General features: G+C 36.8%; 17 protein-coding genes and 2 tRNA genes. 15 read left to right on the top strand and 4 right to left on the bottom strand.

What is annotated here, in order from left to right; genetic code table 11:
* Positions 1 to 112: 112 nt before the first annotated feature.
* Positions 113 to 286 (top strand): twin-arginine translocase TatA/TatE family subunit, encoded by a 174-nt coding sequence (locus tag D1839_RS04370; protein ID WP_120378510.1) that lies wholly within the window; start codon positions 113 to 115, stop codon positions 284 to 286.
* 558 nt (positions 287 to 844) lie between these two features.
* Here the strand turns inward: D1839_RS04370 and D1839_RS04365 are convergent.
* Complete coding sequence (locus D1839_RS04365; RefSeq protein WP_158589595.1) at positions 845 to 1,549, bottom strand: Crp/Fnr family transcriptional regulator; 705 nt, start codon at positions 1,547 to 1,549, stop codon at positions 845 to 847.
* A gap of 456 nt (positions 1,550 to 2,005) precedes the next feature.
* On the opposite strand from D1839_RS04365, the gene D1839_RS04360 reads away from it, so the two are divergent.
* The 14 genes from D1839_RS04360 to D1839_RS04295 all read left to right on the top strand — a co-directional run bounded on the left by D1839_RS04360 (position 2,006) and on the right by D1839_RS04295 (position 16,415).
* Complete coding sequence (locus D1839_RS04360; protein ID WP_120378512.1) at positions 2,006 to 3,025, top strand: ThiF family adenylyltransferase; 1,020 nt, start codon at positions 2,006 to 2,008, stop codon at positions 3,023 to 3,025.
* 30 nt (positions 3,026 to 3,055) lie between these two features.
* Positions 3,056 to 4,312, top strand: coding sequence for a molybdopterin molybdotransferase MoeA (locus D1839_RS04355; protein ID WP_120378513.1), 1,257 nt, complete (start codon positions 3,056 to 3,058; stop codon positions 4,310 to 4,312).
* Positions 4,309 to 4,818, top strand: coding sequence for a molybdopterin-guanine dinucleotide biosynthesis protein B (mobB, locus tag D1839_RS04350; RefSeq protein ID WP_120378514.1), 510 nt, complete (start codon positions 4,309 to 4,311; stop codon positions 4,816 to 4,818). The genes D1839_RS04355 and mobB overlap by 4 nt, the downstream gene beginning before the upstream one ends.
* Positions 4,818 to 5,255, top strand: a complete 438-nt coding sequence (locus D1839_RS04345; RefSeq protein WP_120378515.1) for a molybdenum cofactor biosynthesis protein MoaE — start codon at positions 4,818 to 4,820, stop codon at positions 5,253 to 5,255. Before mobB ends, D1839_RS04345 begins: the two co-directional genes overlap by 1 nt.
* Positions 5,256 to 5,425: 170 nt before the next feature.
* Complete coding sequence (locus D1839_RS04340) at positions 5,426 to 5,869, top strand: Dps family protein (protein ID WP_120378516.1); 444 nt, start codon at positions 5,426 to 5,428, stop codon at positions 5,867 to 5,869.
* Between the two features lie 367 nt (positions 5,870 to 6,236).
* Positions 6,237 to 6,560, top strand: coding sequence for a DUF4870 domain-containing protein (locus D1839_RS04335; RefSeq protein WP_120378517.1), 324 nt, complete (start codon positions 6,237 to 6,239; stop codon positions 6,558 to 6,560).
* 651 nt (positions 6,561 to 7,211) lie between these two features.
* Positions 7,212 to 7,448 (top strand): glutaredoxin family protein, encoded by a 237-nt coding sequence (locus D1839_RS04330; protein ID WP_050353240.1) that lies wholly within the window; start codon positions 7,212 to 7,214, stop codon positions 7,446 to 7,448.
* Positions 7,449 to 9,285: 1,837 nt separating this feature from the next.
* Positions 9,286 to 9,738, top strand: a complete 453-nt coding sequence (locus tag D1839_RS04325; protein WP_120378518.1) for a MarR family winged helix-turn-helix transcriptional regulator — start codon at positions 9,286 to 9,288, stop codon at positions 9,736 to 9,738.
* A gap of 21 nt (positions 9,739 to 9,759) precedes the next feature.
* The gene (gene racE, locus D1839_RS04320) at positions 9,760 to 10,587 is read left to right on the top strand and encodes a glutamate racemase (RefSeq protein ID WP_120378519.1); all 828 of its coding nucleotides are present in this window, start codon (positions 9,760 to 9,762) and stop codon (positions 10,585 to 10,587) included.
* Positions 10,588 to 10,674: 87 nt separating this feature from the next.
* A complete protein-coding gene (locus D1839_RS04315) occupies positions 10,675 to 11,736 on the top strand; it encodes a GerMN domain-containing protein (protein ID WP_120378520.1) in 1,062 nt (353 codons plus the stop codon).
* Positions 11,737 to 12,012: 276 nt separating this feature from the next.
* Positions 12,013 to 12,780, top strand: coding sequence for a ribonuclease PH (gene rph, locus D1839_RS04310; protein ID WP_120378521.1), 768 nt, complete (start codon positions 12,013 to 12,015; stop codon positions 12,778 to 12,780).
* Position 12,781: 1 nt separating this feature from the next.
* Positions 12,782 to 13,393 (top strand): XTP/dITP diphosphatase, encoded by a 612-nt coding sequence (locus D1839_RS04305; protein ID WP_120378522.1) that lies wholly within the window; start codon positions 12,782 to 12,784, stop codon positions 13,391 to 13,393.
* An 11-nt stretch (positions 13,394 to 13,404) separates the two neighbouring features.
* Positions 13,405 to 13,923, top strand: a complete 519-nt coding sequence (locus tag D1839_RS04300) for a metallophosphoesterase family protein (protein WP_120378523.1) — start codon at positions 13,405 to 13,407, stop codon at positions 13,921 to 13,923.
* Positions 13,924 to 14,741: 818 nt separating this feature from the next.
* Complete coding sequence (locus D1839_RS04295; protein ID WP_286164724.1) at positions 14,742 to 16,415, top strand: DUF2334 domain-containing protein; 1,674 nt, start codon at positions 14,742 to 14,744, stop codon at positions 16,413 to 16,415.
* 334 nt (positions 16,416 to 16,749) lie between these two features.
* Here the strand turns inward: D1839_RS04295 and D1839_RS04290 are convergent.
* The 3 genes from D1839_RS04290 to D1839_RS04280 all read right to left on the bottom strand — a co-directional run bounded on the left by D1839_RS04290 (position 16,750) and on the right by D1839_RS04280 (position 18,065).
* Positions 16,750 to 16,823: transfer RNA gene (locus D1839_RS04290), tRNA-Arg, on the bottom strand.
* Positions 16,824 to 16,833: 10 nt separating this feature from the next.
* Positions 16,834 to 16,907: transfer RNA gene (locus D1839_RS04285), tRNA-Gly, on the bottom strand.
* Positions 16,908 to 17,213: 306 nt separating this feature from the next.
* The gene (locus tag D1839_RS04280) at positions 17,214 to 18,065 is read right to left on the bottom strand and encodes a methyl-accepting chemotaxis protein (protein ID WP_120378525.1); all 852 of its coding nucleotides are present in this window, start codon (positions 18,063 to 18,065) and stop codon (positions 17,214 to 17,216) included.
* Positions 18,066 to 18,075 lie beyond the last annotated feature (10 nt).

The raw sequence follows: 18,075 nt of genomic DNA, 5'->3' as shown, positions 1-18,075 counted from the left end.
AATATACTAATTAAAAGCATCTAGTATTGTATTCACAGGAATGATTCAATAGAAGACCTAAGCTTAAATTATGATTCTATGATTGGACAATAAGAAATAAGGGAGTGATTTTATGTTTTCAAGTATCGGTATTCCAGGATTAATTTTAATCTTAGTCATTGCATTAATTATATTTGGGCCATCGAAGCTTCCTGAACTTGGTAAAGCAGCTGGTAGTACATTAAAGGAATTTAAAAATGCCACAAATGATCTTATGAACGATGAGAGTTCGGATAAAAAAGAATAATAGATATGGGAATAGCACATTCTTATAGCTAAATCATGTAGTCTGTAGCTTCAAAAAATGCAAAAGTACAATAAACCACTATCAACTATGGGTAGAAGATAAAGATGCTTAAAAGCTACCAAAAGCATTAACATAGAGTATAAATGGTACCAAATTTTTTATTCACCTTGCATCTAGTTAAATCGTATTTCCTTATTATATAATATATTTAGTGGTTAATTAAATGCTCCTTATTATCTTACAAATGACATGATCTAAAAGTCTAAAACAAATAATAATCATTTAGCTGCCGTTATTTCTCACTAGATTGTTCATTTATTCTTAAAGAGAGGTTTACGGCAGCATGCATGTGACGTAAATGGTGATGCTATGGTTTTCGTTTTTAGAAAAATAAATATATAATGTTTGAATAAACAGACTTTTTATTTTGGGTTTAATTATTGTAATATTCTAACATTTAATTCCAAACTAAGCTAATTTTTACAAGTATAGGAGAAGTCTATGTATATGTAAACGAATAGACCTCGGTATAGCCCTACCGATAATTAAAATCCGGAATTAATAAATGGTACAAATGTCAACGGGGCACTCTTCACAATGAATGGTGTACTTTAGAAAAGCTAAGTCATGAATAAGAATCCTATTGTTTTCCGTAGAAATAATTTCTTTTTTTCGTAGATCGCTTAATAGACGGTTAATACTTTCCCGAGAAGTCCCACAGAAATTAGCTAATTCTTGATGGGTAAGAGCAGCATTTATTAGTATGCCATTTTCAATATGTTTCCCATAGCTGTTGGCGAGCCGAATTAATGTAGCATAAAGAGCACCTTTTTTTCCGTACATCACTAAATCGCGTAATTTCATTTGATCTCGAATGGCATTTCTAGAGATATCTTGAAGTAAATGCAACATGAATTCATTTTCTTTCATAAAAATGTCTGGTAATTTTTGTATGGGTATAATGAATACTTTGCTTTCTTCTAAGGCAGTTGCATGCAGAAGATGTTTGGTTTGGTGGGGGAAAAATAATGGATGACCAATGATATCACCTTGCCTACATATTCGAATTGTAAATTCACGTCCATCAGCAGTTGGTTTATGAAGCATGAGTTTACCATGTTGAACAATGTAGAAGACGTTAACTTCATCTCCAGATGTGAAAAGGGTTTCATTTTTTGTGAGATCTTTGGTTGTGTCTGCATACTTTTGTAACGTTGCGAGCATCTCTTTCGATGATGGATAATACGAATTCAATATTTTCATATAATATACCTCCCAGTGTATAAAAAATGAAATACCTTGGTAATTACTTTGTCTTTCTCGTAAAATAAAAGTATACATTCGGTAGTTAATCAATGTTGTCATCCAACAAAGCTTGTGGAAAAATATCTCCTAAGGTTAGTTAGTATGTCTTAGATAAAATAAATACTTTGTTATGTCAAAATAACATATGGGTATATCTCAAAGCAATTTAAGTGCTTACTCTTTTTACGATATCATCAAAAGCAGATGACAAGAAATTCTCAGTTAAGATTTTCATTTTTCTAACTACTATTTAAAATCGGATGGAAAAGTTTTCTTATTACTGGATGAATTAAGCCTTCCCTTTTTGGATCCGTTATTATTCCGATTCTGTGTAATAGAGGAGAAAATTTGAATTTCTGCGCTTAATATGAAATGCTCGATCTTGTTAGCTAATCACTATGAGGAGGGGATATAATGGAAGAAAGATATTCTCGACAAATGCTATTTCAACCAATCGGAGAAAAAGGTCAATCAAAATTAGCCGCTTCTCATGTTGTTATGATTGGTTGCGGAGCGCTAGGAACAAACATAGCAGAAACGTTAATTCGCGCTGGAGTTGGGAAGCTGACGATTGCAGATCGTGATTACGTGGAAATGTCCAATTTACAGCGCCAGCAAATGTTTACAGAACAAGACGCTCGGGAAGGAACACCAAAAGTAATCGCTGCCAAGCGAGTGTTACAGAATGTTCGAGAAGATGCTAACATACATATTGTGCTCGACCATGTTGACGGTCCTTTGCTGGAGCAGCTTGTCTCAGATGCGGATTTAATCGTGGATGCGACGGATAATTTTGAAACCCGGCTATTAATCAATGATGTCGCTTGGAAGCGTGGATTGCCGTGGATATATGGCGCGTGTGTGGGGAGTACGGGAGTAGTGTTTCCGTTTGTTCCGCAACAGACAGCTTGCTTTCGTTGTTTGTTACCAGCTCTTCCGGCCGTCACACAAACGTGTGATACGGCTGGAATTATTGCTCCTGCTGCTAGTATGGTAGCAGCTAACCAAAGTACAGAAGCTTTGAAATGGTTGACTGGAAATAGCGAGAAATTGCGGACGAAATTGTTTCACTTTGATATTTGGAATAATTCATTTATGGAAGTGGGAATTTCCCGTATGAAAAAGGAAGATTGTCCAACTTGTTCGCTTCAAGCTACCTATCCTGCCCTTGAGAAGCAAGAAGAAACAAGCTTTGCTGTATTATGTGGACGAGATACGGTCCAAGTCATTCCTATTGCGAAACGACAGCTCGCTATCTCTGATGGCGAACAAGTAGTAAAAAGACTAGGTGTCAAGCATCGAATTACAGACTTTTTTATAGAGTTTTACATTCAATCGTACCGTTGTATCTTATTTCAAAATGGCAGATTATTTATTCATGGATTAAAAGATATATCCCAAGGAAGGAAACTGTATCATCAGTTATTTGGGTGAAATATGGTAAAGAAAGACGGGGAGAGACCAATGATAGAAAAAAGAAATCCAATACCTGTGTCAGATGCAATCCAACGTGTAATAAATCATGTTCAACCATTACCAATCAAGAAAATAGAACTTGAAAAAGCAAGTGGGTATATATTGAGAGAGCCCATTATTGCAACTCATGCTGTGCCACCGTTTAATCGTTCTGCGTACGATGGATATGCGATTCGGGCAGAAGATTCCGTTGGGGCGTCACCGCATCATCCAATTGCCTTTCATGTTGTTGGAGAAATCGGTGCTGGACAACTGCCAGAAGTTCCAATTGGCAAAAATGAAGCCTATCGAATTATGACTGGTGCTATTTTGCCAGAACAGGCAGATGCAATTGTGATGCTCGAGAAGACGACAAAGACAAACGATGGCTTCACAGTGCTAGAGTCACTTCAGCCTGGTGATCATGTCTCTTTTAAGGGAGAAGATGCTAAAAAGGGTGAGGTGCTTATAGAGCCAGGTACGAAAATTCATCCAGGAACCATCGCTTTATTAGCGACATTTGGATATGCTAATGTAAATGTTACTAAAAAACCGATTGCAGGGGTGCTTGCTACTGGAACGGAGTTACTGGATGTAAACGAATCATTACAACCAGGAAAGATTCGTAATTCCAATGGTCCGATGATTCAAGCACAATTAGATAGATTAGGTATTTCATGCCGTTCTTATGGTATGTTACCAGATGATTTGGATGCATGTATGGAAGTAATGGAACAGGCATTGCAGGAAACAGATGTGGTTATTACGACTGGTGGGGTTTCAGTTGGTGATTATGATTACTTACCGGCTCTTTATAAACGACTCGGAGCTAAGGTGCTGTTTAATAAAGTGATGATGCGGCCTGGGAGTGTAACGACAGTAGCCGCTTTAGGCGATAAACTTCTATTCGGTTTATCTGGAAACCCTTCTGCTTGTTTTACTGGATTTGAATTATTTGCTCGACCAGCGATATTGACCATGATGGGAAGTAACGAGCCATACTTAGCCCATATCCATGCAACGTTAGGTGAAGCTTTTACTAAACATAATCCGTTCACTCGGTTCATACGTGGCATTTGGAAAATGACGAAACAGGGTGTGATAGCAATTCCTGCTGGCTTTAATAAATCCAATGCGATCTCTTCTATCGCTCGAGGAAACTGTCTCATTGTTTTGCCTAGCGGTTCTAGCGGATATAGAAAGGGCATGCAAGTTGATATTTTGCTTTTAGGTGTGGACCAAGGGGAGGAAAAGTGGCGACTATGAAGACGTTGCATGTAGTAGGATTTAAAAATAGTGGCAAGACTACCTTAGTATCGCGCTGGATAAGTTTTTTGAAGGAAAGAGGATTTTCTGTTTCGGTGATCAAGCAGCACGGTCATCACGGGAAGCATGGAAGTCTAAAAATGCCAGATGAAAATACGGATTCGATGCGGTTTTTCCAAAGTGGTGCTGATATGTCGATTGTTTCTGGTGGCGGTGCTGTACAAATGATGTTAAATGATACCCCTGATTTTGAGCGCTTGAAAAAGCTTGCCACGATCGACCAACCAGACATATTACTGATCGAAGGATTTAAAGAAGAAAACGGTCCAAAAGTTGTCTTAGTGAAAAATGAAGCGGACTGGGATTCATTGAAACAATTACAGGATATTGAATTAGTAGTTGGTATAAAAAGTAAACCTATTTCTCTTCCACAGATCGGTTCTCGTGAGGAAGAGCAAGCTTTAAATAACTGGTTATGGAAGTGGCTGGGAGGAGGTCTATCGTGATGAAACCGTTCGCTATTGTAACAGAGCCGATTGAAGTACAAGCCTATATGGATTATGTACTTCATCCTGCCGCTGGAGCGGTTACTGTATTTACTGGAAATGTTAGGGAATGGACACATGGTATCCGTACGCTTTACTTATCGTATCAAGCTTATATCCCAATGGCTGAGAAAAAATTAGCGGAAATAGGAGCAGAAATGGAAGCAAAGTGGCCTGGAATTAAGGTTGCGATTGTTCACCGAATCGGAGAATTACATATTTCTGACATTGCTGTTTTAATTGCTGTTGCTTCGCCACATCGAAAAGCAGCTTATGAAGCGAATGAATATGCTATCGATCGAATCAAACAAATAGTCCCGATTTGGAAAAAAGAAATATGGGAAAACGGAGAAGAGTGGGTAGGTGCACAGAAAAAATATCCTGTAAATGAACAATAAATAATGCCGATTAAATACTTCATTGATACGAACAATCGGGGAGGGATAAAAGAAAACTTCTGCTAACACAAGTTCTAATTTATAACTATTATTAAATGATAATATTATTTGATAAAAATAATGAAAAAGTGTATAATAAATGTGAACAAAGACATAAGGAGAGATATTAGATGAACCAACAATTAGTAGACGCATTGAACAAACAATTAGCCAACTGGAATATCCTTTATACGAAGCTTCATCACTATCATTGGTATGTAGATGGGGCACATTTTTTCACATTACATGAAAAGTTTGAAGAATACTATGATGAAGCTGCAGGTTATATTGATGAAATTGCTGAACGGGTGTTAACGATTAAAGGGAAACCACTTTCTTCATTAAAAGCTTATCTTGAAGCAGCTACAATTAATGAAGCAGAGGGGAAAGAAACGGATCATGAAATGGTTGCTCAGCTAGCAAAAGATTTTCAACAAATCGTAAATGAATCCAATGAAATCATTGAAGTTGCTGAAGAATCACAAGACCAACCAACCAGCGACTTATTTATTGGTATTAAAGCTTCTTTGGAAAAACACATTTGGATGTTAGATGCTTTTAATGCAAAACAATAATGCTTATAGAAATAGAACTATCTCTGTGTATATGGAGATAGTTCTATTTTTAAGGTCTCTTTAACTTGTTTAGGCTTTAATCATTTTCGATCTTAATAAGTTCATTTTCAAATGGTGTGGGGTTCTTTTTGTTAGTACTGTAATAATTTGACTTAAAGGACTTAGCGAAAAGGGTATTTAGATGATGTAATTCACATAGACTCTTTATATTGCTGTAACTCTTGAAGTGGAAATTTTATGACACCTTACATTCGAGATATTAACCATTATAGGTGAGAATATATTAACAGCTTTCAATAATGTAAGGTTATTTTAACTGCTTACGTGGTAAAATAAAAACAGCAAACAAATGGATAGGTGGTAAACGATGAAACCTAATAATATTTTATCCTCTCTCTGTTATTTTAGTGTGTTTTTTGCTCCGTTTCTTTTTCCTATTCTTGTCTATTTCTTAGCTGATAAAAACGTTAAGCAACATGCGAAAAAAGCTTTAGGAATGCATCTTGTTCCATTTATAACTATTGTTGGATTAATGATTGCTGTTGTAACGGTAGGTGTTAGTAACATGAATGAAACCATAAGCGGTGGTTTGATGCTTATAACCGGTATACTAGCCGTTATTATAAACATTTATTATTTTATTCTGAATTTGATTAGCGGTGTTAAAGTATTGAATGAAGATAGAACCTAAATTTTGCTAATCCGTTGCTTCTACGAAGTTAGGGATTCGATATGAAAAATTAAAACAACCTTACCCGACGTATATAAAAGCGGTAGCAAGGTTTTTTAGCATGCTGAATCCATTCCTAATATTTGTACAGGTTTATCATACTGTTTGTGATGGTTACAAGGACAGTTTACTGGTCAATGCGATTTAAGAATTAATTGATCTCTCAATAAGTGGCTTGAAAATAGAAACTAATTAGGATAAGAAGGACTATTCTCTAGTGAAATTATAAACTACTAGCCGATGATTACACTTGCTAATTTTTTCATTTTTTGAAGAAATAGCAAGTGTATTTTATGTAGCGAAAAAGGTTATAATCTGTAAAAGCATATAACCTATATTCGCAATTTCCGTCCAATAACTTCTAATAACTTCTAATAACTTCATGAATGACAATAAAGGAAAAGAGCTAGGCATTGCACTTCCTTAATGGAAATATTTAGTTAACCTTTATAACTGTTCCAGTTAGGGGTAACTTAAAATCCTCACCTTGGCTTGTTTAACTAAATTAGATCAAATGAAGAGAAAGCTATGAAGAGCAATTTTATTGACTATATACCTATATGGGTATAAAATGAGATTAAATTAATACTATAGATAAAGGAGAATTTTAACATGAAAGCTACAGCAGAAGTATATGTTACGTCAACTTGTCCATTTTGTACGATGATGACAAATTATTTAAAGGAAAATAACATTCCATATAAGACGATAAATGTGCAAACAGATCGAGAGGCTGGACAAAAATTAGTAGAAACCACTGGACAAATGGGAGTACCCCAAACAAAAATTAACGGGAAATGGATTATTGGCTTTGATCCTGACAAAGTTCAAGAAGCACTGAAGAGCTAATTATGTTTAATAAGCCATTCAAAAAGAAATGGACGTGCAATAGTTGCTCGGTTTCGGATTCAAAGGAGTATAGAAAATCAATTTTTTCTATTTGCCCAGGAAATCTGGGATTATTAATCACAGCAATTGCAATTTTAATCATGCAATTGATGCAGTGAAATGCCTTCAATGGATCTACCATATGTAAAGCATGTGGCAGGTCCATTTTTAAAATTGTTATATTGTATAAAAATTAACAACGGTTGCTTGCCAATGAGTCGCATGTTAATCCCGCATATAAGGTGTGTAAGACCCCACTTCAGGAGTTGGATAACCTGTGTTAACAACAAGGTTAGGGGTAGATAACAGTATCTAAATGCCATATTCCATAAGAAACCTTTAAACCATACCATTCCAGTTCTAACAAGCCGTGGGAGATGAATAAAATCCACCACGGCTTGAAGATTCACTTTATATTAAAGAAGGAGTTACAGGTATGGTAGAAGGAACATCTTCTATAATTAACAATAGTAATCCTTTTGTTTGTTCATCAATTAACAAACAATAGAAAATAAAAGATATATATCTTATAACAAAGGGGAACAGATTTCTTCACTGCATAAACAAAAAGATGAAATCTTGGTAGTCGAAGGGTGACATGGGAGTCGGCAGTAAAAAATCTGAGTAAATTCGCGATTTTGCTCTAATTACGATGGATGAGTCTGCATCGTTAGGAGGGGATGAACAAGGAGCATAGCCAGTGGAAATGCTAACTGGAACAGCAAGGAGCTGTTTTGCAGTCCCATTTGAAGTATGGCGAGCTAGCAACAAATGGTTCCTGAAGCTGTTGAAGCTACTGTAGAAGTAGTAGACTTGAATGCAGCTGTGTTTTTAAGAATTGGAAGAAGGTGACGGTGGTATATTAAATCCATTTTTTTGTTCAAAGCAAAGACTTCTGCTCCAAAGATCAGATGGAGAAGATGGTTAACATGGCGTTACCGAAATCTCCTGTCCTTGCAAGTATGAAACCAGAATTAAAATTACGAATTAGTTAATAGTAAGAGAATGATTGGATCATCTGTTTCATAAGAATTTCGTATCCTATATGACGCGGAATGCAAGCTTAACAAGCCCACAACAAACCCGTGCTTAGAAAAAAAGGATGGAAATTCTCTTTTGCTAGTGATACAGACTGAATCTAATTATTAAATTAGAGAAGCCACTTAATGCAAGGTTACTGTTTTCATTGTATAATGAAAAAATATAACCAATAAAGAATGGTGGTTGATTAGAAAATTTTTCCGAAACGTTAGGCGTTGTAAAACTTCTCCTTTAAGAATTATAGACAATACAAAGAAGTGTAAGATGGAGTACGGATTATCAAAATTCCCGATTCGCTCGGGCCTGTAAGATGTATCTCAAGAAGCGTGGCATCAAAAAGTGGGTGCTCTTTTCAAGGACAAGAAAAGCTATGGCTCAGTGACACATCGCACGCAGGCAAAGTGTTTTTTTCTCCTTCAAGGAACTTAAGATTTTAGAAGTTTTTTCTCTGCCTCTATCAGGACGATAGAGGTAACTCCTTTTGTTAGAGATTTTGCTGTATTTGCCACGAGTTTTGAATGGAAGTAGAAATGGGAAATACCTAATAGTAAATGTATGAGACGTTTGCGTTACAGCAGAGGGAGCATATAATTCGGGAATTAAAAATCTTCATTTCCAAACAAAACAGAGTCGAAAACCCATTTTCGCACATATTATAAAAGTGGAAAAATTCCCTTGTCAAAGATGTTTGCTTTACGGAGGACTGTTTCGTTATGTAAAATAGATATGATACATAGGGGAGTAGGAGGTCACTTTTTTGAAATCGAATGAAACTAAACAAACCATCAATCGAATTGAAAAGCGTATGCGTTATATTTCCGGTATTATTAAGCAAAACGGACGTAAAATTCTCCATAATTATCCGATAACCTCTCCGCAGTTTATTGCATTGCAATGGCTCTTGGAAGAAGGAGATTTAACGATTGGAGAGCTATCTAACCGTATAAGCTTAGCATTTAGCACGACTACTGATTTGGTTGATCGGATGGAAAAAAATGAACTTGTTGAACGAGTGCGTGATTCTAAAGACCGGCGAGTGGTACGAATTCATGTTCTTGAAAAGGGGAAAACCATTATCCATGAAGTTATTGAGAAGCGACAGCATTATTTAGGAGAGGTTTTAGAAAATTTTTCGGATGACCAGATTGATCAATTGCATGAATTGCTTGCATATTTGCATGAGCAAATGAAGGAAAAAGAACAGAAATAAACTTCAAGATGAGGCGATATAGTGAAACGAGCGATAGGAGTCATCGACTCGGGAGTTGGCGGATTAACAGTAGTTTCCGAATTAATGCGACAGCTTCCTAAGGAGAAATTAATTTATGTTGGAGATACAGCACGCTGTCCTTATGGCCCAAGGTCAAAAGAAGAAGTACAGCAGTTTACTTGGGAAATGGTTGAGTTTTTATTGGAAAAAGATATTAAGATGTTAGTTGTAGCGTGTAATACTGCTACTGCGTTTACATTGGATTCTTTAAAAAAGCATTTATCCATTCCGGTTATTGGTGTTATTCAGCCTGGTGCTAGAGCGGCGATTAAATTTACGAAAAACAATTGTATTGGGATTATCGGCACAGAAGGAACGGTAAGAAGCCATGCCTATACGGATGCGCTAAAAAATATTAAAGCAGAGTTGGACATATATGCAAAAGCTTGTCCGATGTTTGTTCCAATGGTAGAACAAGGTATTATGGAGGGACAAAAAGCAATCCAAGTAGTTGAAGAAGCATTAATTCCTATGATGGAACAAAAACAGATGGATACACTTATTTTAGGTTGCACTCATTACCCGTTACTAAAGTCTACAATCCAATTAGTTGTAGGGACAGATGTCACACTTATTTCTTCCAGCGAAGAAACAGCTAGGGAAACAAGTACCATATTAGAAATGCAACATTTATTAAATCATACAGAAGTGTTTCCGATTCATCAGTTTTACACAACTGGAGATTTGAACATGTTTATGCAAATTTCTGAACGAATTTTTAAAGAGCGAAATTTACAAATGATAACGATCAAAAAAGCTGTCTTACATCAAAAGCAAGATTCTAAATAAGAATCTTGCTTTTTTCATGTTGCTTGGTCTATTTCACTTCCTAGGCTCGTATATATCATAGTACAAACTATCGTAGGAGGGGAAAAAATGCAAAAGCGCGGCATGCTTATAGTGGGAGCGGTGAGCCTTGTAGTCATTTTAAGTGGATGCTTTCAAGGGGAGCAGTCATTAAACGAGGAAATGGATCCGCCACAAAATGCAGAACCCGTTGATAATCAGGGTGAAACGAAAGATGAAAAGCAAGCGGAGGGAGAAGCTGAGGAGCAAACGGATACGGTTGCTCGTGAATTATATTTATTAGATGCGAATGGAATGGTTGCTTCACAAACGTTAGAATTGCCTACAACGGACTCGCACACTGTAGCTCAACAGGTAGTGGAGTATTTAGTACAGGATGGTCCTGTGTCGCAAATGTTACCAAATGGCTTTCAAGCTGTATTACCAGCTGAAACAGAAGTATTAGGAGTAAATTTGCAAGAAGACGGCACAATTATCGTTGATTTATCGAAAGAATTTGCGAATTATGAAGCCGAAAATGAACGGAAAATATTAGAAGCATTAACGTATTCTTTAACGCAATTTGAGAATGTGGAGCAAGTGCAATTACAAATAGAAGGGAAAGCACTACAAGAAATGCCTGTGGATGGTACACCGATAGGAAAAGGGTTTTCACGAGCAAATGGCATTAATATTAGTGATACGGGCGCAAACAATTTAGTGGATAGTAAAACGGTAACCATGTTCTACCCAGCTGAACATAACGATAATACTTATTATGTGCCTGTTACACAATATATAGAACAAGAAGAAGACGAATTAATGACAATTGTGAATGCTTTAATTGACGGTCCGGGAGTGGAACAAAATGTGATGCAAGTATTTAATCCAAAAGCAACTTTAACCAGCGAACCTTCAGTAAAGGGCAGTGTGCTGCACTTACAATTTAATGAGGAAATTTTAAAAGATGTAGATAAAGCCGTGATATCTGATCATGTGATGGAAAGTCTAGTACGGACAATGACGGGAATAAAAGGTATTGAGTCGGTTCAAGTTGGTATAGACAATGTAGAACAGGTAGTGAATGAAGAAGGGGAGGCATATACAGAACCTGTTACTATCCAGCAGTTTACGGAAACAGAGGAACTTTAACCAAAGAGAAGAGGCTTATTTTTTAGCCTCTTTTTGTGTTTATTAGGTAGATAAAATAGTAGTGAGACGGTAATAAATATGCCTCTTTATAAGAAAGTTAATTGGAAGGTAGGTACTAAAATAATGTAGCTACTTCCAATCATATATTGGACGGGTAACATATGTTTAGATGATTTTCAAGGCATAACTTCATCTATGAATGAGATAGCCATGTATTTAAATAGTGCTTTTGATGAAAAATATGTTAAGCTAGTGTTGGAATAAGGAGGAGTTAGAATGAGAAATGACCAACGTAATGTCAATAGTTTACGACCTATCACGATTGTAACTGATTTTCTTCAGCACCCAGAAGGCTCTGTGCTGATTCAGATAGGAAATACAAAAGTAATTTGTAATGCAAGTATTGAAGATAGAGTTCCTCCGTTTATGCGCGGACAAGGGAAGGGGTGGATTACGGCCGAATATGCTATGCTTCCTCGTGCAACTGAACAAAGAAACATTCGTGAATCATCCAAAGGAAAAGTAAGCGGTAGAACAATGGAAATTCAACGCTTAATTGGACGTGCACTTCGATCTGTCGTTGATTTAAATAATATAGGTGAACGGACAGTTTGGGTAGATTGCGATGTGATACAAGCTGATGGAGGCACAAGGACAGCTTCCATAACAGGGGCCTTTGTTGCGGTTGCATTAGCGTTTAATAAGTTAGTGGAAAATAAAGTTATATCTAAAATGCCAGTGACGGATTTTCTGGCAGCAACTTCAGTTGGTGTACTGCCGGATGGAAGTGAAATTCTAGACTTGAATTATCAAGAAGATTCCAGTGCTCATGTTGATATGAACATTGTAATGACAGGCTCAGGTGAGTTTGTTGAAATTCAAGGTACAGGGGAGGAAGCAACTTTTACAAGCAAACAGCTTCAAACCATGCTTCAACTTGCCGAAGAGGGCTTATTGACACTGTTTGAAAAGCAGAAAGAAGCATTAGGCTCCATAGCTGAACAGATTGATAAACACGCTAGTACGCAAGGGGAAGAAAAATAAAATGAAAAAAATCATTATTGCAACAAAAAATAAAGGGAAAGCGAAGGAGTTTAAAGCATTATTTGCTGCTTATGGACTTGAAGCAATATCCTTAAATGAATTAGACAACATACCAGATATTGAGGAAACAGGGACGACCTTTAAGGAAAACGCAGCATTAAAAGCAGAACAAATTGCTTCCTTATTATCACTACCTGTAATCGCTGATGACTCTGGCTTAATGATTGATGCATTGGACGGAAGACCTGGAGTGTACTCAGCACGATATGCTGGGGAGCATAAAAGCGATGAGGCAAACATAAATAAGGTATTGGCAGAATTACAATCTGTACCAGAAGAAGAAAGAACAGCGCGATTTATTTGTGTACTTGCGGTTGCTATCCCTAATTCAGTTACTACATATTATACAGGATATTGTCATGGTAAAATTGCGAAAGCAGCAGTTGGGAATTACGGCTTTGGTTATGACCCAATCTTTATCCCAGACGGCTATGAACAAACAATGGCACAGTTAACAGCAGGAGAAAAAAATGTCATTAGTCACCGTTGGAATGCTATCAAACAATTAGAAACAAACTTAAAAAAACAGGACTTATTTTTAGACAACAGATAGGATGGTTCTCTATGACAAAAGTACTGATCGTAAGTGACAGTCATGGTTTAACAACAGAACTGGAAATGATTAAACAGCGCCATTATGTAGATGCTTTGATTCATTGTGGGGATTCGGAATTAGGAATGGATGATAAGGAAATGGCTGGTTTTTATACTGTTATGGGCAATTGTGATGTGGATAACCGTTACCCTGAAGAACAAACTCTAACCGTTAATGACTTGAAATTTCTTATTGTGCATGGACATCTTCACCAAGTAAAGCGTAATTTATTACATGTGGCTTATCGCGCTGAGGAACTAGGAGCACAAATCATTTGCTTTGGTCATACGCATATTGCAGGTGCAGAACAGCAAGGAAATCAATTATTGATTAATCCTGGCAGTATCCGCCTGCCTCGTGGACGAAAGGAAAAAACGTATGCGATAATGGAATGGGATGTAAAAGAAGAGATTGGGGTTCAATTCTATACGGTGGATGGAGAGCAATTAAAAGACTCCAGTTATACAGCAAGCTTATCCTCAATGTAATGTGCTGTAAAACTCGCACTTTGGGGAGTCCAAGTAGTTGCAAAGAAGTCAAATCTAAGTGAGGAAAACAACATATAAATTCCCGATTGGTCCAATGGTCCAACTCCTATAGACCATATGCTTGCGATAAAAGATTTTGTAGGGAAGGGGAAACTTCTGCAGGAAATTTTAGCTTATAAAATGAATTTTTATCCTGCATATAAGAGGTGCTGTAAGGCTCCCGCTTCAGGAGTTATAATCTGTACTGCAACAAGTCTAAGTGATGGATGACAGACCTAAATGCCTTATTCTGTAAGCGGTCTTTAGGTCATACCATTACACAGTACCAACAAACCTTAGAGGATGAATGAAAACCCCTCACTAATGGAAGATTCAATTTATAGAGAGCAGACTCGTCACGTGCCGTGATGAGTTTTTATTGTTAGATAAGAAAGCATAGAATGATGTGCTTAGGGATAACGAAATAACCGAATAGTCACGTCCGGCGCATGAGCCCAGCAACGATGCGACTTCAGAAATGCGCCCTACGATAAGTCACCATTGGTTCGTCTCTAAGAGGAAGGCCGACTAAAAACGGGCTTGTCGCCCAGATGTCGACATACCCCAGTTTTAGTGGCATGATTCCTCTATCTCCGTTCCGTTGATTCGTTTTATTCGCTACGTTGCAAAAACGGGTTCCTCGTACTTTTCTTCTTAGAGCAATTATAATGATGGTGGTTTTACGACAGGAAGTATAGGATACAACTCATAAATATTATATGGTATAGTTCAGAATAGAGTTTTATCTTGATCATATTAAAAGGAAGAAGTTGGCTTTGGTGCGTAAATTAATATTATTTGTAAGTTTTTTAGTTATCATTTTTGTAAGTATCCCTAGTCTAATATATGCTGAAAAGATGGAACAGCCGAACGTTTTAATTTTATATAGTATAAATGATGAGGCGCAAATGAAAGAAATACGAACATTGGATTCCCTAGTCGGTCAATTCACTGACCAAATTACAGTGGTAGAAGATAAAGTTTTTAAAAATGGCCCTCTAAATATGTTTACCCATGTTATTTATTTTGGAGGAGTGGAAAAAAAGCTACCCGATACTGTCATTAACGCTATAATAAATTACTCCGGAAATTTTTATTCAATTGGACATAATGCTGCACGATTTGGGAATAAACTTCCTTTACAAAAAGTAAATCGAGAGGTGTTAATAAATCAAATTGAATTTATTCCCCATGCTTTTAAACAAAAATTACCGGATGAACGAATTGTTTATTCAGTAGAAATTGATAAGACCGCCTCTGTGTTGGCAAACGGGTATGACCATGCCAATGAAAAAATCCCAATCATTATTACAGATAATATCAATTATTATTTTGCTGGAGAAACGTTATATAGTCCTTTTGCTGAGGTTTTAACAGAATCTTTTAACGGATTTTTTCAGCAACCAGATAAACAAATCGTGAAATATTTAAGGTTGGAAGATGTGCATCCCAAAGCAAATGTAAAACAATTAAGAGAGCAAGCAGATTTTTTGAAGGGAAAAAATATTCCCTATATGATTGCTGTAATTCCGGTTTATTATAGTGAAACAGAAACTATTCATCTTTCGGACTCTCCTGAGTTGGTGAAAACATTACAATACATGCAGAAAAACGGTGCAAGTATCGTAATGCATGGATACAAACACCAATATAGAAAAACAGAAACTGGGGAAGGATTTGAATTTTGGGATGTGGATAACGATAGGCCTATTTATCAGCCTCGTCATAGTGCTGTTAAGTTAAAACAGGATTTCGACTCAACCGTAGAATATGAGACGTATTTAAATGAAGCGAGAGAATATGAAAGAGCTTATATAGAAGATGCGATCATTCATGGTGTGCAAGAATTGGTAGCACATAGGCTTTATCCTCTTGCGTTCGAAGCTCCGCACTATACGATGTCACAGCAAGGTTATGAAGTTTTATCAAAGTATTTTAGTGCTTATGTTGGGCAAGTGCAATTAACCGATCATACTTGGAAAGGGTCTTTTTCTCCGCCGTACAAAACCCGTCCGAATTTTTTACATGGAATGACTTTGTATCCTGAAACATTAGGGTACATAGAACGGGGGAGTGAGGAATCCTTACAGCAAATGGTAGATAAGATCCATATGTATTCAATGTCTACAAAGACTTATCTTTCGGCATTCTATCACCCTTTTTTAGGTATAGAAGGATTGAAAGAAATCGTGAAAAACCTTGAAAAAGCAGCTAATGCTTCATGGCTCGATTTAAAGGAAGAAAATAATGTTGTCCAAATGAATGACATTCACATTGAGTCTGGCAACGGTCATATTAAAGTCGATAAGCCTTTTATAGCTAGTGAATATGAACGGAACTTAATAGTAAAAGAAGTAGGAATGTGGGCAATTCCCATCACGCTTTGTGTCATGATATTGGTGACCATCTTTATTGTGAAACGAAGGAACAGTAAAAAGCAAGGTTCTTTCTAGAAATCTAGGCAGTTGGATACCCTCCATTTCTTTGCTCTGACGAAACGAGTTAACGCCTGTTCTATCGTTAAACTATCCTTGCGAGGCTGCCGCATAGGTTTCGGGCATGCTCGTCTAGATTTCCGGTAGTTGCTCGCTTTCTAGTTCCGATAAATTTACAATTCATTCTGTAATTTTCTCCTCGTTTCATTAGTCCAGGAGGTTCGACGGCTTCCTTCCTAGTGTCCTACAGCGTCTGTCCAACATACAGAAACCCCGTCATTCAATCGGAGACTTTTCGGATGATTGTCCGAAGCCTTAACCGTTGATATGACGGGGTTTATAGCGTTAAGTACGTCCCAGGCAGGATTCGAACCTGCGACCCACAGCTTAGAAGGCTGTTGCTCTATCCAGCTGAGCTACTGGGACAAGACATATATGGAGCGGGTGAAGGGAATCGAACCCTCGTCATCAGCTTGGAAGGCTGAGGTTTTACCATTAAACTACACCCGCAAATTATGTAAGCTATATGTAAATATATTTTTTAACGACAAGATTCATTATATAAATTAATAACCAAAAAGTCAATGCTTATTTTGCTATTTGTATGATTTTGTTATTTTGATAAAAGTGAAAAAATAATTGGTGTTATTTATGGATCCTACTTATATTTTGAAATAGGCAAGCAAACCTTGGCTATTATAATCATTTATCCAATTAAAAAGGTGGAGCGGCATCTGTTTTTCTGTAAGTATATTTATTTAGTATTGTGAAGAAAGAGATGTATATTCTCTTTCTTCACCGCTCTAAATATAAAGCTTAGTCCAGTTCATTTGTTAAAATTTCAACATGGTTTTTTAATTTATTCGTCATTTCATTTAATTCTTCGGTCATCTGCGAAAATGCTTCTGCCTCACTTTCCTGGCTTTGAACTGCTTGAGCAATATCCGTTAATTGTTCCGTTGTTTGTTCTATGTTTTGCATAATATCGTCTAAGACAGAGCTTATCTTTTCTGTTGCACTGGAAGAGTCAGTAGCCATTTTACGAATTTCTTTCGCTACAACAGAAAAAGTCCGTCCATGTTCACCGGCTCTTGCTGCTTCGATTGCCGCATTCAAGCCGAGCAAGTTAGATTGCTCCGAAACTTTATTGATAAACACTGTTACTTCGTTTATTTCTCCTGAACTTTGTTCAACACTTTCTGCCTGAGCAGCTAATTCTTGAACGGTTGCTGATAACTCCTCTGTTTGGGATAACATAGTATGCGCTTTTCCTTGTACATGATCAGCAAGCTCTTCTAATGATTGGATAATATCAAGAAATTCATACTCTTGATCTAAGCTAATACCAATGCCCACACAGCCAACCATATCACCGTGATCAAATATAGGAATGCCAATTCCTTTAAATGGTTCGCCGTATTCTGGAGGTGTTTTGATAATTGTTCGCTTACGATTATTAATCACTTGTCCAAATAAGTCATGGTCGTAAAAGGGGTCCCCAATGTTTACTTGTGCATCAAGTGTTTTTCCAGGCGCATAATATAAATACTTTTCTAAATCAACTACACCGATGAGGATGTTTTCATTTTGCAAAAGTTCTTTCATTATTGGCATAATATCGACTAATTTACGTAGAACGTCTGAATTAATTTGTATTTGCGTTACCATTTTTTTCACT

This window comes from Roseburia sp. 1XD42-34 (assembly GCF_009917385.1).
Classification (GTDB): domain Bacteria; phylum Bacillota; class Bacilli; order Bacillales; family Amphibacillaceae; genus Virgibacillus.
The sequence above is the reverse complement of the archived record's forward strand: the minus strand, read 5'-3'. Positions and strand labels throughout refer to the sequence as shown.

Bases quoted from the DNA above. Each gene is read 5' to 3' on its own strand.
- D1839_RS04370 (WP_120378510.1), top strand. From the start codon at position 113: ATGTTTTCAAGTATCGGTATTCCAGGATTAATTTTAATCTTAGTCATT.
- D1839_RS04365 (WP_158589595.1), bottom strand. From the start codon at position 1,549: ATGAAAATATTGAATTCGTATTATCCATCATCGAAAGAGATGCTCGCA.
- D1839_RS04360 (WP_120378512.1), top strand. From the start codon at position 2,006: ATGGAAGAAAGATATTCTCGACAAATGCTATTTCAACCAATCGGAGAA.
- D1839_RS04355 (WP_120378513.1), top strand. From the start codon at position 3,056: ATGATAGAAAAAAGAAATCCAATACCTGTGTCAGATGCAATCCAACGT.
- mobB (WP_120378514.1), top strand. From the start codon at position 4,309: ATGAAGACGTTGCATGTAGTAGGATTTAAAAATAGTGGCAAGACTACC.
- D1839_RS04345 (WP_120378515.1), top strand. From the start codon at position 4,818: ATGAAACCGTTCGCTATTGTAACAGAGCCGATTGAAGTACAAGCCTAT.
- D1839_RS04340 (WP_120378516.1), top strand. From the start codon at position 5,426: ATGAACCAACAATTAGTAGACGCATTGAACAAACAATTAGCCAACTGG.
- D1839_RS04335 (WP_120378517.1), top strand. From the start codon at position 6,237: ATGAAACCTAATAATATTTTATCCTCTCTCTGTTATTTTAGTGTGTTT.
- D1839_RS04330 (WP_050353240.1), top strand. From the start codon at position 7,212: ATGAAAGCTACAGCAGAAGTATATGTTACGTCAACTTGTCCATTTTGT.
- D1839_RS04315 (WP_120378520.1), top strand. From the start codon at position 10,675: ATGCAAAAGCGCGGCATGCTTATAGTGGGAGCGGTGAGCCTTGTAGTC.
- rph (WP_120378521.1), top strand. From the start codon at position 12,013: ATGAGAAATGACCAACGTAATGTCAATAGTTTACGACCTATCACGATT.
- D1839_RS04305 (WP_120378522.1), top strand. From the start codon at position 12,782: ATGAAAAAAATCATTATTGCAACAAAAAATAAAGGGAAAGCGAAGGAG.
- D1839_RS04300 (WP_120378523.1), top strand. From the start codon at position 13,405: ATGACAAAAGTACTGATCGTAAGTGACAGTCATGGTTTAACAACAGAA.
- D1839_RS04280 (WP_120378525.1), bottom strand. From the start codon at position 18,065: ATGGTAACGCAAATACAAATTAATTCAGACGTTCTACGTAAATTAGTC.